The sequence below is a fragment of the Burkholderia cepacia ATCC 25416 genome (assembly GCF_001411495.1).
Lineage (GTDB): Bacteria > Pseudomonadota > Gammaproteobacteria > Burkholderiales > Burkholderiaceae > Burkholderia > Burkholderia cepacia.
In genome coordinates, this window is the sequence record NZ_CP012981.1 from 2279295 (window position 1) to 2297634 (window position 18340).

At 67.8% G+C, this 18340-nt stretch carries 15 protein-coding genes; 9 read left to right on the top strand and 6 right to left on the bottom strand.

Annotated features, from left to right (window positions below; translation table 11 throughout):
* The first annotated feature begins 221 nt into the window (after positions 1-221).
* The 6 genes from wecB to APZ15_RS10420 all read left to right on the top strand — a co-directional run bounded on the left by wecB (position 222) and on the right by APZ15_RS10420 (position 8724).
* On the top strand, positions 222-1439 hold the full coding sequence (gene wecB / locus APZ15_RS10395; RefSeq protein ID WP_027787845.1) for a non-hydrolyzing UDP-N-acetylglucosamine 2-epimerase: 1218 nt from the start codon (positions 222-224) through the stop codon (positions 1437-1439).
* 597 nt (positions 1440-2036) lie between these two features.
* Entirely contained in the window at positions 2037-2498 is a 462-nt protein-coding gene (locus APZ15_RS10400; protein ID WP_021157241.1) for a (2Fe-2S)-binding protein, read from the top strand.
* On the top strand, positions 2495-4819 hold the full coding sequence (locus APZ15_RS10405; protein ID WP_027787844.1) for a xanthine dehydrogenase family protein molybdopterin-binding subunit: 2325 nt from the start codon (positions 2495-2497) through the stop codon (positions 4817-4819). The genes APZ15_RS10400 and APZ15_RS10405 overlap by 4 nt, the downstream gene beginning before the upstream one ends.
* 68 nt (positions 4820-4887) lie before the next feature.
* Entirely contained in the window at positions 4888-5655 is a 768-nt protein-coding gene (locus tag APZ15_RS10410) for a class II aldolase/adducin family protein (RefSeq protein ID WP_027787843.1), read from the top strand.
* 110 nt (positions 5656-5765) lie between these two features.
* Positions 5766-7595 (top strand): acyl-CoA dehydrogenase, encoded by a 1830-nt coding sequence (locus tag APZ15_RS10415; protein ID WP_027787842.1) that lies wholly within the window; start codon positions 5766-5768, stop codon positions 7593-7595.
* A gap of 148 nt (positions 7596-7743) precedes the next feature.
* Complete coding sequence (locus tag APZ15_RS10420) at positions 7744-8724, top strand: NADPH:quinone oxidoreductase family protein (protein WP_027787841.1); 981 nt, start codon at positions 7744-7746, stop codon at positions 8722-8724.
* A gap of 117 nt (positions 8725-8841) precedes the next feature.
* On the opposite strand, the gene APZ15_RS10425 is transcribed toward APZ15_RS10420, so the two are convergent.
* The gene (locus APZ15_RS10425) at positions 8842-9378 is read right to left on the bottom strand and encodes a PadR family transcriptional regulator (RefSeq protein WP_021157238.1); all 537 of its coding nucleotides are present in this window, start codon (positions 9376-9378) and stop codon (positions 8842-8844) included.
* A gap of 150 nt (positions 9379-9528) precedes the next feature.
* Between APZ15_RS10425 and APZ15_RS10430 the strand changes: the two genes are divergently transcribed.
* Together APZ15_RS10430 and APZ15_RS10435 are read left to right on the top strand one after the other, a co-directional pair.
* On the top strand, positions 9529-11553 hold the full coding sequence (locus tag APZ15_RS10430) for an oxidoreductase (RefSeq protein WP_027787840.1): 2025 nt from the start codon (positions 9529-9531) through the stop codon (positions 11551-11553).
* Positions 11554-11597: 44 nt separating this feature from the next.
* The gene (locus APZ15_RS10435; RefSeq protein ID WP_027787839.1) at positions 11598-12038 is read left to right on the top strand and encodes a nuclear transport factor 2 family protein; all 441 of its coding nucleotides are present in this window, start codon (positions 11598-11600) and stop codon (positions 12036-12038) included.
* Between the two features lie 183 nt (positions 12039-12221).
* Here the strand turns inward: APZ15_RS10435 and APZ15_RS10445 are convergent, their stop codons facing one another.
* From APZ15_RS10445 to APZ15_RS10465, 5 genes are read right to left on the bottom strand one after another with little or no spacing between them, the layout of a single operon-like run.
* Positions 12222-13298, bottom strand: a complete 1077-nt coding sequence (locus APZ15_RS10445) for an alpha/beta hydrolase (RefSeq protein ID WP_027787837.1) — start codon at positions 13296-13298, stop codon at positions 12222-12224.
* Between the two features lie 13 nt (positions 13299-13311).
* On the bottom strand, positions 13312-14970 hold the full coding sequence (gene mhpA, locus APZ15_RS10450) for a bifunctional 3-(3-hydroxy-phenyl)propionate/3-hydroxycinnamic acid hydroxylase MhpA (protein ID WP_027787836.1): 1659 nt from the start codon (positions 14968-14970) through the stop codon (positions 13312-13314).
* Between the two features lie 50 nt (positions 14971-15020).
* Positions 15021-16088, bottom strand: a complete 1068-nt coding sequence (locus APZ15_RS10455) for a maleylacetate reductase (protein WP_027787835.1) — start codon at positions 16086-16088, stop codon at positions 15021-15023.
* A gap of 7 nt (positions 16089-16095) precedes the next feature.
* Entirely contained in the window at positions 16096-16398 is a 303-nt protein-coding gene (locus APZ15_RS10460) for a Dabb family protein (protein WP_027787834.1), read from the bottom strand.
* Positions 16395-17276: an intradiol ring-cleavage dioxygenase gene (locus APZ15_RS10465; protein WP_027787833.1), complete on the bottom strand. Its 882-nt coding sequence runs from the start codon at positions 17274-17276 to the stop codon at positions 16395-16397. The genes APZ15_RS10460 and APZ15_RS10465 overlap by 4 nt, the downstream gene beginning before the upstream one ends.
* A 117-nt stretch (positions 17277-17393) precedes the next feature.
* On the opposite strand from APZ15_RS10465, the gene APZ15_RS10470 reads away from it, so the two are divergent.
* Positions 17394-18317, top strand: a complete 924-nt coding sequence (locus tag APZ15_RS10470) for a LysR family transcriptional regulator (RefSeq protein WP_027787832.1) — start codon at positions 17394-17396, stop codon at positions 18315-18317.
* The last annotated feature ends 23 nt before the right edge of the window (positions 18318-18340 follow it).

Here is an 18340-nt window from a genome sequence, read left to right on the forward strand (position 1 = left end):
CTGGCCAAGCGAGGAACGACTCATGACGTGACTGATCAAGTGCAACGAGACGCCGGTAGTACGACGATTCGCGTGGCGCAGACCACGTGGACAGGGCGGCGCGCTCGCTCCGCGACACTGCAGCGTGTCGATCGCGTGCGAGTACGGAAGGTGCCGTCTGATTACATGCTTCGCGCCGCGAGCAGGGTCATTCAGCGCGATATGGGTCTACGAGGATAACGATGAAAAAGATTTTGCTTGTGTTCGGGACTCGCCCGGAGGCCATCAAGATGGCACCGCTGGTGCGTGCATTAAAAGCACACGCGGGTGTCGACGCTAGGGTATGCGTGACCGCGCAGCACCGCGAAATGCTCGATCAGGTGCTGACGCTGTTCGACATCAAGCCCGACTACGATCTCAACGTGATGCGGCAAAGCCAGACGCTGACCGACGTGACGACCGGCATTCTGCAGGCAATCGGCGTCGTCTTCGACGAGTTGCGCCCGGACGTCGTGCTGGTGCACGGCGATACGACGACCACGCTCGCGGTCAGTCTGGCGGCTTTCTACCGCTATTTGCCGGTCGGGCATGTGGAGGCCGGCTTGCGCAGCGGCGACATCTGGTCGCCGTGGCCGGAGGAGTTGAACCGCCGCGTGACCGACGCGGTATCGTCGTGGCATTTCGCGCCGACCGGGCAGGCACGCGACAACCTGCTCAGCGAGGGCGTGCCGGGCGCGGCGGTCGTACTGACCGGCAATACCGTGATCGATGCGCTGCACGAGGTCAAGCGCATGCTGGACTGCACGACGGCGCTGACGGAGAAGGTCGCGGGACAGTTTCCGTTTCTCGAGCCGTCGCGGCGCATGGTGCTGATCACGGGCCATCGCCGCGAAAGTTTCGGCGAGCCGTTCCAGAATTTCTGCGATGCGCTGTGCGCGCTCGCGAAGCGCTATCCCGACGCCCAGTTCGTCTATCCGCTGCACATGAATCCGAACGTGCGGGAGCCGGCGCGCGCCCGGCTCGGAAACCTGCCGAACATCTACCTGATCGAGCCGCAGGAATACCTGTCGTTCGTATTCCTGATGTCGCGTGCGCATTTCATCATCACCGATTCGGGCGGCATTCAGGAAGAAGGGCCCGCGTTGGGCAAGCCGGTGCTCGTCACGCGCGAGACGACGGAGCGGCCCGAGGCGATCCAGGCCGGTACCGCGCGGCTCGTCGGTACCGATCAGGAGCGGATCGTGTGGGAAGCGTCGCGGCTGTTCGACAGCGAGAGCGCTTACGGGGAGATGGCGCGCGCGAGCAATCCGTACGGCGACGGTCATGCGAGCGAGCGGATCGTTCATGCGCTGATGCGGAATTCGGGCGTACCCACGAAGGCGACGAGCTTTTCGATGGGGGCGGCGGAAATGCCGTTCAACGCGCTCACGCTGGGGTTGCAGGCGTTGAGGTCGCGGTGAGCATCGCGGCGCGCTAGCGTCCGAACCGCTCGTTGCAATCGCGGGATGATCCGGTCCGGCCAGGAGGCCGGCCGGACGTTTGCGTTTGCGCGATCGATCATTTCCGGTTTCTCGGCCCGCTGATTGCACAGGGCGGGTCTGGTCGTCCGGCTTTGCTACCGCGGCACCGCAGCGCCCGGCGAACGTGGCCAGTCGCCGTGCAAGAACGAGAGCGAACCACCTGCGGCCGTGCATCGAAACCTGAATCGCCAGCCCACCTTTCCGGCAAGCGTGACCGGTCGCGGCACGCCATCTCCGGGCAAATTTCCCGCTCCGATTACCTGAAACGCCCGAATCCCCCCGATCCGACGGCAAATCCGAAATGGTTCGATAATGCGGATCGGCGATCCATGCGGACGAGCGAGCGGCCGGGAATTCGTTGCCATGTTGCGCAGGCAACCGGGCCGCAGCATCGTTTGCAGCATCTGCCGGGCCGTGCCTGCAGGCAACGCGGCCCACGACACGGCGCCCTGCCTGGTTGTTCGGAATGTGCGCCGCGCCGTTCGAATCCCCACTCGATGCCCGCCCGAAGCGGGTATCGCAACCAGGAGGTGAACGATGATCACGCTGACCGTCAACGGTAGCGAGCAGCACTTCGACGGCAATCCCGACATGCCGTTGCTCTGGTATCTGCGCGATGTTCTCGGCCACACCGGCACCAAGTTCGGCTGCGGGATGGCACTGTGCGGCGCGTGCACCGTGCACGTCGACGGCGTCGCGATCCGGTCGTGCATCACCCCGGTCGCGGCCGCTTCCGGCAAGCGCGTGACGACGATCGAGGGCTTGTCGACCGATCTGACCCATCCGCTGCAGCAGGCGTGGCAGGAACTGAACGTCGCGCAGTGCGGCTACTGCCAGTCCGGGCAGATCATGCAGGCCGCGTCGTTGCTGAAGACGAATCCCCATCCGACCGACGCCGACATCGACGATGCGATGTCCGGCAACATCTGCCGCTGCGGCACCTACACGCGCATACGCGCGGCGATCCGTCTGGCCGTGCGCCGCGGAGGTGCCGCATGAGCGCGCCCGAACTCTCCGTCCATAACGAAAGCCGTCGCGCGCTGCTGCTCGGCTTCGCGTCCGGCGGGTTGCTGCTCGCGTTCGGCGTGCCGTCGCTCGTGCGCGCGGCCGTGCCGAGCCAGCCGCCCGTCAGTGCAGATCCGCGTTATGGCGGCGCGGGAATGCCGCACGGGTTGCGAGACGATCCGCACCTGTTCGTCGCGATCGCACCCGATGGCACGGTCACCGTGACCTGCATCCGCTCCGAGATGGGGCAGGGCGTGCGCACGAGTGTCGCGCTCGTGGTGGCGGACGAACTGGGCGCGGACTGGGCGCGCGTGAAGGTCGAACAGGCCGTCGGCGACGAGCCGCGCTACGGCAACCAGAATACAGACGGCTCGCGCAGCTTGCGCCAGAGCTTCGCCGCGTTGCGTCGCGCGGGCGCGGCGGCGCGCACGATGCTCGAACAGGCTGCCGCCGCGGCGTGGGGCGTCGACGCGCGGCAGGTCAAGGCAACCGTGCATGAGGTCGTCGACACGAAGAGCGGACGCAAGCTCGGCTTCGGCGAACTGGCGGCGAAAGCGGCCGCGTTGCCGGCGCCCGATCCGGCAACGGTGCCGCTGAAAGCGCCAGCCGAATTCCGCTATATCGGCAAGGGCCAAACGGCGTTGATCGACGGACGCGACATCGTTGCGGGCCGTGCGCACTACGGGATCGACACGCGGCTCGACGGCATGCTGTACGCGGTCGTCGCGCGCCCGCCGACCTACGGGGACACGGTGGCGTCGTTCGACGCGTCGGCGGCGGAGAAGCTGCCGGGCGTCGTCAAGGTCGTGCCGCTCGCGCCGACGCCGCTGCCGTCCGGCTTCCAGCCGCTCGGCGGCGTGGCCGTCGTCGCGCGCGACACGTGGACGGCGATCCAGGCACGCGCGCAACTGAAGATCGACTGGAAGCACGGGCCCAATGCGAACTACGACTCGGCCGCGTATCGGAAGACGCTCGAAGCGGCTGCCGCGCAACCGGGCGACGTGATCCGCAACGACGGCGACGCGGCGGCGGCGCTGGCCGGCGCGGCGAAACGCGTGCGTGCGACCTACTACATCCCGCATCTCGCGCACGCAACGATGGAGCCGCCCGCGGCCGTCGCGCGCGTGGCGGACGGCCGATGCGAAGTGTGGACCTGCACGCAGGCGCCGCAGACCACGCGCGACGAGGTCGCGAAGGCGCTCGGGTTGCCGGGCGAGCGTGTGACGGTCAACGTGACGCTGCTCGGCGGCGGTTTCGGCCGCAAGTCGAAGCCCGACTACGTGGTGGAGGCGGCGCTGCTGTCGAAGGCGGTCGGTGCGCCCGTCAAGCTGACGTTCACGCGTGAGGACGACCTCGCGCACGACTACTTCCATGCCGTGTCGCTCGAAGCGTTCGACGGCGGGATCGATGCGTCGGGGAAAGTGGTCGCGTGGCAGCATCGCACGGTTGCGCCGTCGATCCAGTCGACCTTCAGGGCCGGCATCGTGCACGAGCAGCCGGGCGAGCTCGCGCAGGGGATCGCGGACCTGCCGTTCGCGATCCCGAACGTGCGGATCGAGAACCCGGCCGCGCAGGCGCACACGCGGATCGGCTGGTTCCGCTCGGTCTACAACATCCCGCATGCGTTCGGAATCCAGAGTTTCGTGTCGGAGCTGGCGCACGCGGCCGGCCGCGACCCGAAGGATTTCCTGCTCGAACTGATCGGGCCCGCGCGGCGTTTCGAGCCGCACATCACGGTGAAGAACGTGAACTACGGCGAGGATCCGGCGCTGTATCCGGTCGACACCGGGCGGCTGCGCCGCGTGGTCGAGACGGTCGCGCGCGAGGCGGGCTGGGGGCGCAAGCTGCCGAAGGGGCACGGGCTCGGGATCGCCGCGCATCGCAGCTTCGTGTCGTATACGGCGGCGGTGTGCGAGGTGCAGGTCGATGCCGACGGCAAGATCACGGTGCCGCGGGTCGACATCGCGATCGACTGCGGGCCGCAGGTCAATCCGGAGCGCGTACGCTCGCAGCTCGAGGGAGCGGTGGTGATGGGGCTCGGCATCGCGCTGCACGGCGAGATCACGTTCAAGGACGGCCATCCGGAGCAGAGCAACTTCAACGGTTTCCAGGTGCTGAGAATGAACGAGGCGCCGCGTGAAATCCGCGTGCATCTCGTCGCGCCCGACGATTTCGCGACACCGCTCGGCGGCGTGGGCGAGCCGGGCCTGCCGCCCGTCGCGCCCGCGCTGACCAATGCGATCTTCGCGGCGACCGGCACGCGCATCCGCAGCCTGCCGGTTGCCGATCAGCTCGCGAAGCCCCGCGCGGGGTGATGCAGTCCCCAGGCCGGGCCGTATCGTGCGGCCCGGTACGCATCCATCCTTGAACAAGGAGTGTCGACATGGCCTCGTCCGATGTCAGCGTGAAGCAGGCGGTTTCCCCCACCGAATGGGACGCGCGAGTCAACCTGGCGGCGGCTTACCGCCTCACCGCGCTGTTCGGCTGGGACGATCTCGTGTTCACCCATATTTCCGCGCGCATCCCCGGCCCGGAGCATCATTTCCTGATCAACCCGTACGGCATGATGTTCGACGAGATCACGGCATCGTCGCTGGTGAAGGTGGATCTCGAAGGACGCAAGGTGTCCGAATCGCCGTACGAGATCAACCCGGCCGGCTTCACCATCCACAGCGCGGTGCACGCGGCCCGCGACGACGCGCTGTGCGTGATGCATACGCATTCGATCAACGGCGTCGCCGTGTCGGCGCAGGCGGGCGGGTTGCTGCCGCTGTCGCAGCAGTCGCTCGGCGTGCTGGCGTCGCTCGGCTATCACGACTACGAGGGCATTGCGCTCAACGAAGGCGAAAAGGCGCGCCTCGTGCGCGACCTCGGCGCCAACACGAACCTGATGCTGCGCAACCACGGCCTGCTGACCGTCGGAGCGACGCCGGCAGACGCGTTCGTCGCGATGTATTTCTTCGAAGCGGCCTGCATGATCCAGGTGCGCGCGCAGGCCGGCGGCACCGCGCTGTTGCCGATCGCACAGCCGATTCTCGACGGCATCAAGCAGCAGATCGCCGCGGTGACGCGCGGCATGGGGGCCGGCGCGCTCGTCTGGCCCGGGCTGCTGCGCCGGCTCGATCGGCGCAATCCGGGGTACGCGGACTAGCGCATCCGTCGTTGTTGTTTGCGAACGACCGTGCTAAATTCCTGCCAGCATTCGCAATCACGGAACCCTTCATTCGGCTGACGAAGCCGGCTCCCCCGGGAGGCAGCACGATGAGCTTGTTGATGTCGCGACGCGATCTCGCGTTCCTGTTGTACGACTGGCTCGATGCGGAGGCGCTCGTCGCGCTGCCGCGCTACGCGGAGCACAGTCGCGAGACCTTCGACGCGGTGCTCGATACCAGCGAGCGGATTGCCGAAGACCTGTTCGCGCCGCATGCGACACGAGGCGATCGCGAGGAACCGCATTTCGACGGCGAGCGCGTGACGCTGATCCCCGACGTCGAACCGGCCGTGCGCGCCTTCGCGGACGCCGGGCTGATCGCCGCGGGCCACGACGAAGCGCTCGGCGGCATGCGCTTGCCGAAGCTGGTCGAAGCCGCGTCGTTCCTGTTCTTCCAGGCCGCGAACATCGCGACCGCCGCCTATCCGTTCCTGACCGTCGCCAACGCGAACCTGCTCGTCGCGCATGGCACCCCCGCGCAGATCGACGCGTTCGCGCGCCCGGAGCTGGAAGGGCGCTACTTCGGCACCATGTGCCTGTCCGAGCCGCAAGCCGGTTCGTCGCTGTCCGACATCGCAACGCGCGCGGATTTCGAGTGCGACTCGCCGCTCGGCCCGCGCTACCGGCTGACCGGCAACAAGATGTGGATCTCGGGCGGCGAACACGAGTTGACGGAGAACATCGTCCACCTCGTGCTCGCGAAGATCCCCGACGAACACGGCCGGCTGCTGCCCGGCACGCGCGGCATCTCGCTGTTCATCGTGCCCAAGTACCTGCCCGGTACCGACGGCGCCGCGCAGGGCGAGCACAACGACGTGGTGCTCGCCGGGCTGAACCACAAGATGGGCTACCGCGGCACCACCAACTGCCTGCTGAACTTCGGCGAAGGCACGCGCTACCGGCCGGAAGGGCGGGCGGGTGCGATCGGTTATCTGGTCGGCCGGCCGAACCACGGCCTCGCGTACATGTTCCACATGATGAACGAGGCGCGCATCGGTGTCGGCGCGGGCGCGGTGGCGCTCGGCTACACGGGTTATCTGCACGCGCTCGACTACGCGCGGAACCGGCCTCAAGGGCGTCCGCTGGGGCCGGCGGGCAAGGATGCCGCCGCGCCGCAGGCGCCGATCGTCGAGCATCCTGACGTGCGGCGCATGCTGCTCGCGCAGAAAGCCTATGTCGAAGGCGGCCTCGCGCTGATCCTGTACTGCGCGAAGCTGGTCGACGAAGCGCGCGCGCACGACGACGCGACCGTGCGCGCCCAGGCCGAGCGGCTGCTCGACATCCTGACGCCGATCGCGAAAAGCTGGCCGTCGCAGTGGTGTCTCGCGGCGAACGACCTCGCGATCCAGGTGCACGGCGGCTACGGCTACACGCGCGATTACGCGGTCGAGCGGCTCTATCGCGACAATCGGCTCAACCCGATACACGAAGGCACGCACGGAATCCAGGCGCTCGACCTGCTGGGCCGCAAGGTCGCGCAGGACGATGGCGCACTGCTGCGCGCGCTCGACGGGAGAATCAGCGCGAGCGTCGAACGCGCGCGGGCGCTCGACGCGGGCCTGCGAGAGCAGGCCGATGCGCTGGCGCAGCGCTGGTCGCGGCTGATCGACGTCACTCGACAGCTCGGCTCGATCGGCGATCAGCAGGCGCGGCTCGCGAACGCGAGTGTCTATCTGGAAGCGTTCGGCCATCTCGTCGTCGCGTGGCTGTGGCTCGACGTGACGCTCGCCGCGCACGGGCAAACCGGCGATTTCCACGACGGCAAGCGTGCGGCCGCCCGCTACTTCTTCCGCTGGGAATTGCCGAAAGTGGACGCACAGCTCGATCTGCTGTCGAGCGTCGACACGACGACGCTCGACATGCGCGACGCGTGGTTCTGAACGTAGCCGCACCGACATTCCGGAATGCTGACGATGTCGCGAAGGCCGGTTCGGATGGCCATCGTACACGCGTCGTGAGCCGGGCGCGCGGGAACATCCCGCAAACCGCATCGATGCGCGGCCGCGCCGCGCAAGGAGAGAGAAGCGCATGAAAGCCCTGTTGTGTACCGCATTTGGCCCGATCGACAGCTTGCGCATCGAAGACGTCGAGATTCCCGAACCGGCGGCCGGCCAGGTCCGGGTCAAGGTGAAGGCCGCGTCGCTCAATTTTCCCGACGCGCTGATCGTCCAGGGGTTGTATCAGGTGAAGCCGGCGCTGCCGTTTTCGCCGGGTGCCGAGTTTGCCGGCGTGATCGACGCGGTCGGCGAGGGCGTTACCGCGTGGCGGCCCGGCGATTCGGTGGTCGCGTTCACGGGGCACGGCGGGTTCGCGCAGCAGTGTGTGGCCGATGCGCACCAGATCGCGCTGTTGCCGCCGGGGATGACGTTCGAGCAGGGCGCGGCGCTCGTGCTCGCATACGGCACGTCGCTGCATGCATTGCAGCAGCGAGCGCGGCTGCAGGCGGGCGAGACGCTGCTCGTGCTGGGCGCGGCGGGCGGGGTCGGGCTCGCCGCGATCGAGATCGCGAAGGCGCTCGGCGCGCGCGTGATCGCGGCGGCGTCGAGCGCGGACAAGCTCGCACTGTGCCGTGAAGCCGGCGCGGACGAAACGATCGACTATGCGACCGAAGACCTGCGCCGCCGTGTGGACGAACTGACGGGCGGGCGCGGCGCCGACGTCGTCTACGATCCGGTGGGCGGCGCATACAGCGAGGCGGCGCTGCGCGCGACCGCGTGGCGCGGCCGGTTCCTCGTCGTCGGGTTCGCGGCCGGCGAGATTCCGAAGATCGCGCTGAACCTCGCGCTGCTCAAGGAGCGCGACATCCTCGGCGTGTTCTGGGGCGACGCGGTGCGCCGCGACCCGGCGCAGCATGTCGCGAACATGCGCTTGCTGGCCGAATGGTTCTCGGCCGGCAAGGTGCGGCCTGCGATCACCGAACGCGTGTCGCTGGCCGGTGCGACCGACGCGATCGCGCGGATGGCAAACCGGCAGGTGAAGGGCAAGGTGGTGATTCTGCCGGACGCGTGACCACGGTATGGCGCGTCGCGGCGCGATGCGCGCCACGCTCGCCGTGCGCCCCCGACGACCGCGTGCGCCGGTGCGACACCGGTGCAGTCGTGCCGGCGGCCGCCGCGCGAACCCGGTTCAGTCCTTCGGCAGGCGCAGCGTGTCGAGCGCATGCTGCGAAAACTCGACCCAGAACCGCTCGTTCGCAATGCCGGCCTGCAGCACCAGATGCTGCAGGCGCTTCGTGCGTGAATCATCGGGCGTCGAAAAATCGCGCGCCTCGATCTGCAGATACAGGTCGAGCTTTTCCTGGTGAAGCGCGATGCGCCGCCTGATTTCGTCCTCGAGGCCGGCCGGCCCGAGCACCGCTTCCGCGCGCAGGCGCACCATCAACGCTTCGCGCAGCGGCGTCGGATCTTCCGGTTCGGCGATCCAGCGCCGCAGTTCCTTTTTGCCGGCCGGCAGGATCCGGTACGCGCGCTTGCGGCCGCGCCCCGATTCGGCGGGCAGCGATTCGATCCAGCCCGTTTCCTCGAGGCGCCCCAGTTCGCGGTAGATCTGCTGGTGCGTGGCCTGCCAGAAATAGCCGATTGAGCGATCGAAGCGGTCGGCGAGCTCGGACCCCGAACCGGGACGTTCGGCGAGCGCGGTGAGGAGTGCGTGAGGCAGGGACATGTCGGATCGGAGGAGGCACCGGAATGAACCGCATCTTGCCATATCGGGGCCACAGTACAAGCCACGGGCCACGTTTATGCAACTTGTTGCGCAAACGAACGCGGTGAACTACCATCTGTGCAACTTGTTGCATAAAAATGGAGGCACTCGATGGCATCCCGCTATCCGCATTTGACGACCCCGCTCGAACTGGGCTTCACGTCGCTCAGGAACCGCGTCCTGATGGGGTCGATGCACGTCGGTCTCGAGGAGGCACCGCACGGATTCGAGCGAATGGCGGCGTTCTATGCGGAGCGCGCGCGAGGCGAGGCCGGCCTGATCGTCACGGGTGGCTTCGCGCCGAACGAACGCGGCCGCCCGGCGCCGGGCGGCGCAATGCTGACGACCGAAGCGGAAGCCGAACGCCATCGCGTCGTGACGCGCGCGGTGCATGCGGAGGGCGGCAGGATCGCGCTGCAGATCCTCCATTTCGGGCGCTACGCATATCACCCGGCGCTCGCCGCACCCAGTGCGCTGAAAGCGCCGATCAACCGGTTCACGCCGCATGCGTTGAGTGGCGACGAAGTCGACGAGACGATCGCCGATTTCGTACGATGCGCGGCGCTTGCGCAGCATGCGGGCTACGACGGTGTCGAGATCATGGGGTCCGAGGGCTACCTGATCAACGAGTTCATTGCCGCGCGCACGAACCACCGCGACGACGCGTGGGGCGGCGCCTACGAGAATCGCATCCGTTTCGCGGTCGAGATCGTGCGGCGCGTGCGCGAGCGGGTGGGCAAGAACTTCATCGTCATCTACCGGCTGTCGATGCTCGATCTCGTCGAAGGCGGCTCGACGCTCGACGAGGTGATCCGGCTCGCGCAGGCGATCGAGGCGGCCGGTGCGACGATCCTCAATACCGGCATCGGCTGGCACGAGGCGCGCATTCCGACCATCGCGACCAAGGTGCCGCGCGCCGCGTACGCATGGGTCACGCGGCAATTGATGGGCAAGGTCGGCATCCCGCTCGTGGCGACCAACCGGATCAACACGCCGGAAGTCGCCGAACAGCTGCTCGCCGACGGCTATTGCGACATGGTGTCGATGGCGCGGCCATTCCTCGCCGACGCCGAATTCGTGCGCAAGGCGCGGGAAGGGCGCGCGGACGAAATCAACACGTGCATCGGCTGCAATCAGGCGTGCCTCGACCATACGTTCAGCGGCAGGATCACGTCCTGCCTCGTGAATCCGCGCGCCTGCCACGAAACCGAGCTGGTGATCCGCCCCGCACGGCAGCGCAAGCGCATCGCGGTGGTCGGCGCCGGTCCGGCGGGCCTCGGTTTCGCGGTCACGGCGGCCGAGCGCGGTCACGCGGTGACGCTGTACGAAGCGGGGGCCGAGATCGGCGGCCAGTTCAACATCGCGAAGAAGGTGCCCGGCAAGGAGGAGTTCAACGAAACGCTGCGTTACTTCCGCAGGCAGATCGAGTTGCGCGGCATCACGCTGCATGTCAATACGCGCGCGAGCGCCGAGATGCTGCTGCAGGGTGAATTCGACGAGGTGGTGATCGCGACGGGCATCGTGCCGCGCACGCCGCCGATCGACGGCATCGGGCATCCGAAGACGCTCGGTTATCTCGACGTGCTGCGCGACGACAAGGCCGTGGGCCGCAGCGTCGCGATCGTCGGCGCCGGCGGCATCGGTTTCGACGTCGCGGAATATCTGGTTCATCGCGATGGCGGCGAACAGGTGGACGCGGACCGGTTCTTCAACGAATGGGGCGTCGATCGATCGTATGCGGGTGCCGGCGGGCTGGGCCGTGCGCAACCCGAGCCGGCCGCGCGGCAGGTGCATCTGCTGCAGCGCAAGGCATCGAAGATCGGCGACGGGCTCGGCAAGACCACCGGGTGGATCCACCGCACGGCGCTGAAGGCGCGCGGCGTCGGCATGTCGTCGGCGGTGACGTACCGTCGCATCGACGATGAAGGATTGCACGTGACGATCGACGGCGTCGAACAGACGCTGCCGGTGGACAACGTGGTGATCTGCGCGGGGCAGGAGCCGTCGCGCGAACTGGCGGAACAACTGCAGGCCGCCGGATGCCGCGTGCATCTGATCGGCGGCGCGTACGAGGCCGCCGAACTCGATGCGAAGCGTGCGATTCACCAGGGCACGACGCTGGCCGCGACGCTTTGACGCCGATTCGTTTCTTTTCCGTCCGATGAGTCAGGAGACTTCTGATGACACACTCACCGCTGCAAGTTCATCCCGCCGTCGCGAAATCGCTCGACGTGTGGCACGCGATGATCGACAACAAGGATTTCAGTGCGCTCGAATCGATCGTTCACCCGGATGCGGTGTTCCGTTCGCCGATGGCGTTCAAGCCGTACGGGCCGGCGCCCGCGCTGTTGATGGCGCTGCGCACGGTGATCACGATCCTCGAGAATTTCGTCTATTACCGCCAGTTCGTCACCGACGACGGCCTGAGCGTGGTGCTGGAATTCAGCGCGAGCGTCGGCGACAAGGCGCTGAAGGGGATCGACATGATCCGCTTCGACGACGAAGGGCGGATCGTGGAATTCGAAGTGATGGTCCGGCCGTTCAATGCGCTGCAGGCGCTCGGTACGGAAATGGGTGCGCGGCTCGGGCAGCAGTTGCCGGCGTTCAAGGTTGGCGGTTGAAGCGGACGATGACCGCGCAACTGCGCGCGTGTCCCGGTTCGGCCGGCCGTCGTGAGCGGATGGCGAAGTACGGCTTCACGCACGTGGAAATCGACGGCGTCGCGGCAGGCGGCGGTGCGACGTCGTCATGCCGGATGCCACGCGCGGTGTCGATCGTCGGCACGGCTGGCACCGCGTGCGTGTTCACACAGCTGCCGCTCGCGCCAGCCGCTCGGCGAACCAGTCGCAGACGAGCGCGGTGCGCTCGGACGCGTGGTTGTAGATCGTGTGCTCGCCGTCCGGCCAGACCTTGAGCGTCGCATCGCCGGACGTCGCGGCATCGAGAAACGGCTGTTGATCGTCGATCCGGATCAGCGGATCTTCACCGCCGTGCAGCACCAGCAGCGGACACGCGATACGGTCGCGTTCGGACGAGAAACGCATCCGCGCGAAGTTCGCCGCCACGGCATCGGGATCGTCGTTGCCGAGCATCGCCGCGGCCTGCTCGACGAACGTGCGGAACGGCAGCAGCGTCGGCGCCGCGAGCGCGCCGTTCACGCAACAGGCCGCGATCCGTCGGTCACTCGCGGCAGTCGACGCCGCCCACAACCCGCCGATGCTGTTCCCCCAGATACCGATCGGCCCGGACACACGATCGGCGACGTGATCGACGAAGCGCCGATAGGCGGCGCTCATGTCGACGTCGACGAAGATCCGCTGTTCGAGCCGCGTCTCGCCCTGGCCCGGCCCCTCGGCGAGCAGCGTGGCGAGGCCGCGTGCCGCGAGTGCGCGCGCGATCGGCCAGTACGCGAAGCCCCAGCCGCTCTGGCCGCCGAACACGATCACGGTGCCGCGTACGCGCTCCGCCGGCGGCCGCACCAGCCAGCCGATCAGGCGCGCATCGCCGAACGGCACTTCGACGCGTTCGATGCGCTTGTCGGACCAGCGCGCGAGGTCGTGCGACGCGTCGACGAGCCGTGCGTAGAGCGCGCGCTTGCGCGGCACGTCGTGGTTGAACGCCATCTGCGCGAACAGCAGGTTCGCGATGGCCATCGCCTGCGCGTCGGCGGCCGTGACCAGGTGGCCGGCATCCGCCGCCTGCGCGGCGCGCGCGAGCTGCGCGTCGGCCAGCGCTTCGGCCGCGACGTCCCACGGTTCGACGTTGGACGTGCGGGCGTGCAGCGCGGTTGCGTCCGCGTAGTCCATCCCGCAATCGAGCAGGCGCGTGACGGGCATCGCGCGCTGCAGCGACAGCGCGAACGGTGACAGTTCGGTCGTCATGCGTCGGCCTCCTTCACGATGCGTGGGTGACGGCTGCCGAAGCCGCGGCAGGCTCGCTCGAAACGGCAGACCAGTGCAGTGCGGCGCGCAGCGCGTCGACGAGCGCGCCGAGATCGCGCAGGTCCGTCACCGAACCGAACACGATGAAATCGGGCCGCTTGATATACGCGGCGATGCCGTGCGCGTGCATGAACGCGTGCTGCTCGCCGTCGAGATCGACCACGGCATCCGGCGCGCACACGTCGTCGGCCAGCACGGCCACGTGACAGCCGAGCTGCGCGAGGAATGCGCGCTGCGCGTCGTCGAGATGGCGGGCAGGGTGCTCGCGCGTGACGAGCTGGAAACCCTGGCCGACCACGTCGTCGAAACGGCCCTCGGCCGCGCCGCGCCGTGCGCGGCCTTGCGGGGCCGGTGCACCCGTCGTCGGCAGCAGCGTGCCGTCGGCTTGCGCGTGCACGATGCCGTGGCCGAGCTTCGGGAACGGCGGCATCGGCGGCATGTTGCCGGAGCGGAACGCCGCGTCGCGCTCGGCGACCTTGCGCGGATCGTCCTCGTTGACGACCTGCCCGAGAAACAGCGACATCTGCGTGATCGCCGTCACGTGCGGGCGGCGCTCGGCTTCATAGGTGTCGAGCAGGTCGGCGGACGCGCGCCCGGTCAGCACCAGGTCGAGCTTCCACGCGAGGTTGATGCCGTCGCGCATGCCGGAGCACGCGCCTTGTCCCATGTACGGCATCATCGTGTGCGCCGCATCTCCCGCGAGCAGCACGCGGCCGGCGCGCCAGCGTTCGGCCATGCGCGTCTCGAACGTGTAGACGACGTGCCGCAGCAGCGTCAGGTCGTCCGGGCCGTAGCCGTAGTGGTCGTTGAGCCACTTCCAGCCGGCTTCTTCCGTTTCCCATTCGGCCGTCGATTCGTTCGGCAGCACGCGCAGCTCGAAACGCGTGCGCTTCGTGCCGATCGGCATGTGCATGTACGCGCGCGCCGGATCGCAGTAGATCGTCGTGCGCGCGCAGCCGTCGCCGAGATCGCGCTTGTTTTCCGAATCGAGATTGAGCCAGCGTTCGTTGCAGCCGAAATCGGAGCGTTCGATGCCGAGCGTGCGGCGCACGAGGCTGTTCGCGCCGTCGGCGCCGATCACGTAGCGCGCGCGAATGACGCGCGGCCTGTCGGTCCATTGCGCGTCCTGGCCGTAGCGGGACGGATGCGCGGTCAGCGTCACGCCGTCGTCGTCCTGCCGCAGTGCGTCGACTTCCCAGCCGCGCAGGATCGTCACGTTCCTGAAGGCGCTGGCGCGCGCATCGATCGCGTCCTCGATGTCGGGCTGATAGATCGAGATGTGCGCGGGATAGCCGCATGCGCGGCCGGTCCAGTTCAGTTCGAGCAGCAGGTCGCCGTTCGCGTCGCAGTAGTGGTAGGTGTCGACGGCCTTCGCGTTGCGCAGCGCGTGATCGACGTCTGCACTGGCCTGCACGATGCGCGCGGTTTCGCCGTCGATGTGCGTGAGGCGCGGCAGGCCGTAGGGCGTCGGCCAGCGTTCGAGGACGATCACGCGATGGCCGGCGCGGCCCAGCATCGATGCTGCGACGAGGCCGGTCGGGCCGTAGCCGACGATCGCGACGTCGCAGTGTTCGGCGGTGCTGTCGCCGTGCGCGCTCGATTCGGTATTCATGTGGGGTGTCTCCATGATGGTGGTATTTGTTGGTTTGTCGTGTGTTCGATTCAGCGCGCGGTCGAGCCGGGCAGGTTGCCGTCGAACGCGTCCTGCAGCAGCGCGCGCAGGCCGTCGCGTTCGATCGGGCGAGGGTTCCAGTACGGATTGGCGGCCGCGAGATCGGCCGCGCGATCGAGGTCGGCTTCCTGCATGCCGATCGCCTTCAACGAGACGGGCGCGCCGTTGTCGAGCGCCAGTGCGTAGAGGCCGCGCGCCGCGTCGTTCGTGCCGATCGCGCGGGCGATGCGCTGCATCGCGTCCGGCGCATGCGCCGCGTTGTACGCGAGCGCATGCGGCAGCACGACCGTATGGGTCGGCGCGTGCGGCAGGTTGAAGCTGCCGCCGAGCGTATGACAGAGCTTGTGATGCAGCGCCATGCCGACATTGCCGAGCACCATCCCGCACAGCCATGCGCCGTAAAGCGCGTCGCTGCGTGCGCCGAGATCGGCGGTGTTGCGGCGCGCGCCGGGCAGGCCGCGCGCCAGCGCGCGAATCCCTTCTTCGGCGACGAGGCTCATCACCGGGTTCGCGTTGTTCGCGTAGAGGCCTTCCGCTGCGTGCGCGATCGCATTGAGGCCGCTCGTCACGGACAGCTCGACGGGCAGCGTGACGGTGAGCGCGGGATCGTAGATCACCGTTTTCGGCAGGACGCGCGCGTCGGAGCCCGTGCGCTTGATGCCGCCTTCCGTCAGGCCGTAGATCGGGGTCATCTCGCTGCCCGCATACGTCGTCGGGATGGCGAGGATAGGCAGGCTGCTTTCGAGCGCGATCGCCTTGCCGAGGCCGATCGTCGAGCCGCCGCCGATCGCGATCGCGCAGTCCGCACCGCACGACCGGGCGAACGCCTGCGCATCGCGGGCGATTTCGATCGGCACGTGCATCGTCGCGCGATCGTACAACCCGGCCGCGCGCGCGCCGAGCCGCTCGACGATGGGTTGTGCGAGGTCGCGCTGCTCCGGCGTGCAGAGCACGAGCGCACGCTGCGCGCCCAGTTCCAGCACTTCGCGTTCGAGATGGTCGAGGCTGCCTGCGCCGAAGATCACGCGTGCGGGGCGTGCCTGGTAAATGAAATTCATGTCGTCGTCACTCCATTGCATAGTCGACCTGGTGGCGCGCGATGCGCAGGCCGGCCAGTGAGTCGCGTACGCGTGCGTGTTCAGGATGCGTCGCGTATCCGTCGAGCGCTTCTCGCGACTCGAATTCGGCGACGAGAATCAGGTCGCACGCGTAATCGGCCGCGCTGAAATCCGCGCCGACCTCGAGGTGCGTCATGCCCGGAATCCGGCCGCGCAGGCTTTCGAATGCACGCTTCACGCTGGCGCGTGCCGCCGCGCGTTCGCCGTCGGTTTCGCCTGCGACGTTCCACATCACGACGTGCCGGATCATGCGCCGCGCCCGGCGGGATTGAGCACGAAGTCGTAATCGAGCGTGTAGAACGGCGTGTCCATGCGCGAACCGTCCGGCGCGATGCCGGGCGCGTGCCGCACCCAGTCGGCGACGAGCGTCGACCGTACGCCGAATACCGCGTCGGAGTCGAGATAACGGTCGCCGTCGCGAAACACGTGCGTGATCAGCGTTTCGTAACCGCGCGCCGCGATCATGAAATGCAGGTGCGCGGGGCGCCACGGATGACGGCCGAGCGCGTCGAGCATGGCGCCGACGGGGCCGTCGTGCGGAATCGGATACGGTTCGGCGAGGATCGAGCGGAACGCGTAACGGCCGTCGGCGCCGGTGCGCAGCCGGCCGCGCGCGCGGTGCGTGACCGAACCGTCGTCGGCCGGAAGCTGGACGTCGTAGTGCCCGTCCTCGTCGGCTTGCCAGACTTCCAGCGACGCGTGCGCGACCGGCATGCCGTCGATGCCGCGCACGTGGCCGGATACGAAACAGGGCTCGCCGCATGCGCCGTTCGCGATGTCGTCGAACATCGCGAACTCGGGGCTGCCGTCGACATAGAACGGGCCGAATACGGTCGCCTCCGTGCAGCCGGCCGGTTTCGCATGGTTCTGCGCGGTGACGAGGGTCGACAGCCCGAGCACGTCGGAAAGCAGGATGAATTCCTGGCGCTTGTCGTCGGTGATGTGCCCGACCGCGGTCAGGAAGCCGATCGCGGCCTGCCATTCGGCCTCGGTGAGTCGGGTCTCCCGCGCAAACGAATGCAGGTGCTGGACGAGACTGGTCATGACCGTGCGCAGCCGCTCGTCGCGACAGCCGGAGAGCGATGCGATCACGGCCTGCGTGATGGTGTCTTCGTTGAGATTGCGCATGGGGTTGTCTCCTGATGTCGTTGGATGGCGCGTTGACGTAACATTAATTCCTCCCCGGATCGTAAAAAAGATGGTTTGGAGGAGTTTTGTTCTCCGCCAAGTGGAAGAATCCAACGCATGGACAAGTGGACGCAGATCGAATTTTTCGTGCAGGTCGCCGAGCTGGGGAGCCTGTCGAAGGCCGCCGAGCGGCTCGGCATGTCGAGCGCGGCGGCGAGCCGCTGCCTGAATGCGCTGGAAGAACGGCTGGGGGCGCGGCTCGTCGAGCGGACCACGCGCCGCCTGTGGCTGACCGACGCGGGGCACGAATACCATCGGCGCTGCGTCGCGATCCTGACGGAGCTGTCGGAGGCCGATGCGGCGGTCAACGAAACGAGCGTCAATCCGGCCGGCACGCTGCGCGTGACCGCTTCCGTATCGTTCGCGTCGATCTATATCGCGCCGGCGTTACCGGAGTTTCACCGGCGCTACCCGAACCTGAACGTGCAGATCATCGCGGCGAACCGCTACCCGGATTTCATCGAGGCGGGCATCGACGTGGCGATCCGCACGCGCGAGCATGAAGCGGATTCGGGCATCACCGTGCGCAAGCTCGCCGAGACACGGCGCGTGCTGGCCGCGTCGCCCGGGTATCTGGCGAAGCACGGCGCGCCGGCGACGCCCGATGCGCTGTGCGACCACCGGTTGCTGGTCTACAACCTCGCGAACGATCCGTACGTGCTGCATTTCCGCCGCGGCGCGAAGAAGCAGTCGGTCACGATCAGGAGCGTGCTCGATGCGAACGAAGGGCAGGTGATCCGCGCGGCGGCGCTTGCCGGGCTCGGCATCCTGATCCAGCCGCTCTACATCATCCACGAGGATATCGTCGCGGGAAAGCTGGTGCCGGTGCTCACCGATTGGCAACTGCCGGCGCTCACCGTCAACATCGCGTACCAGAGCCGCCGTCACCAGCCGGCGAAGATCCGCGTCTTCACCGAGTTCCTGATCGAGCGTTTCGAACGCCTCGGGCTCGCGCGCAAATGGAAGGAGGTCGGCCGCTGATCGCGGGCCGTCGCCGCGCCGCC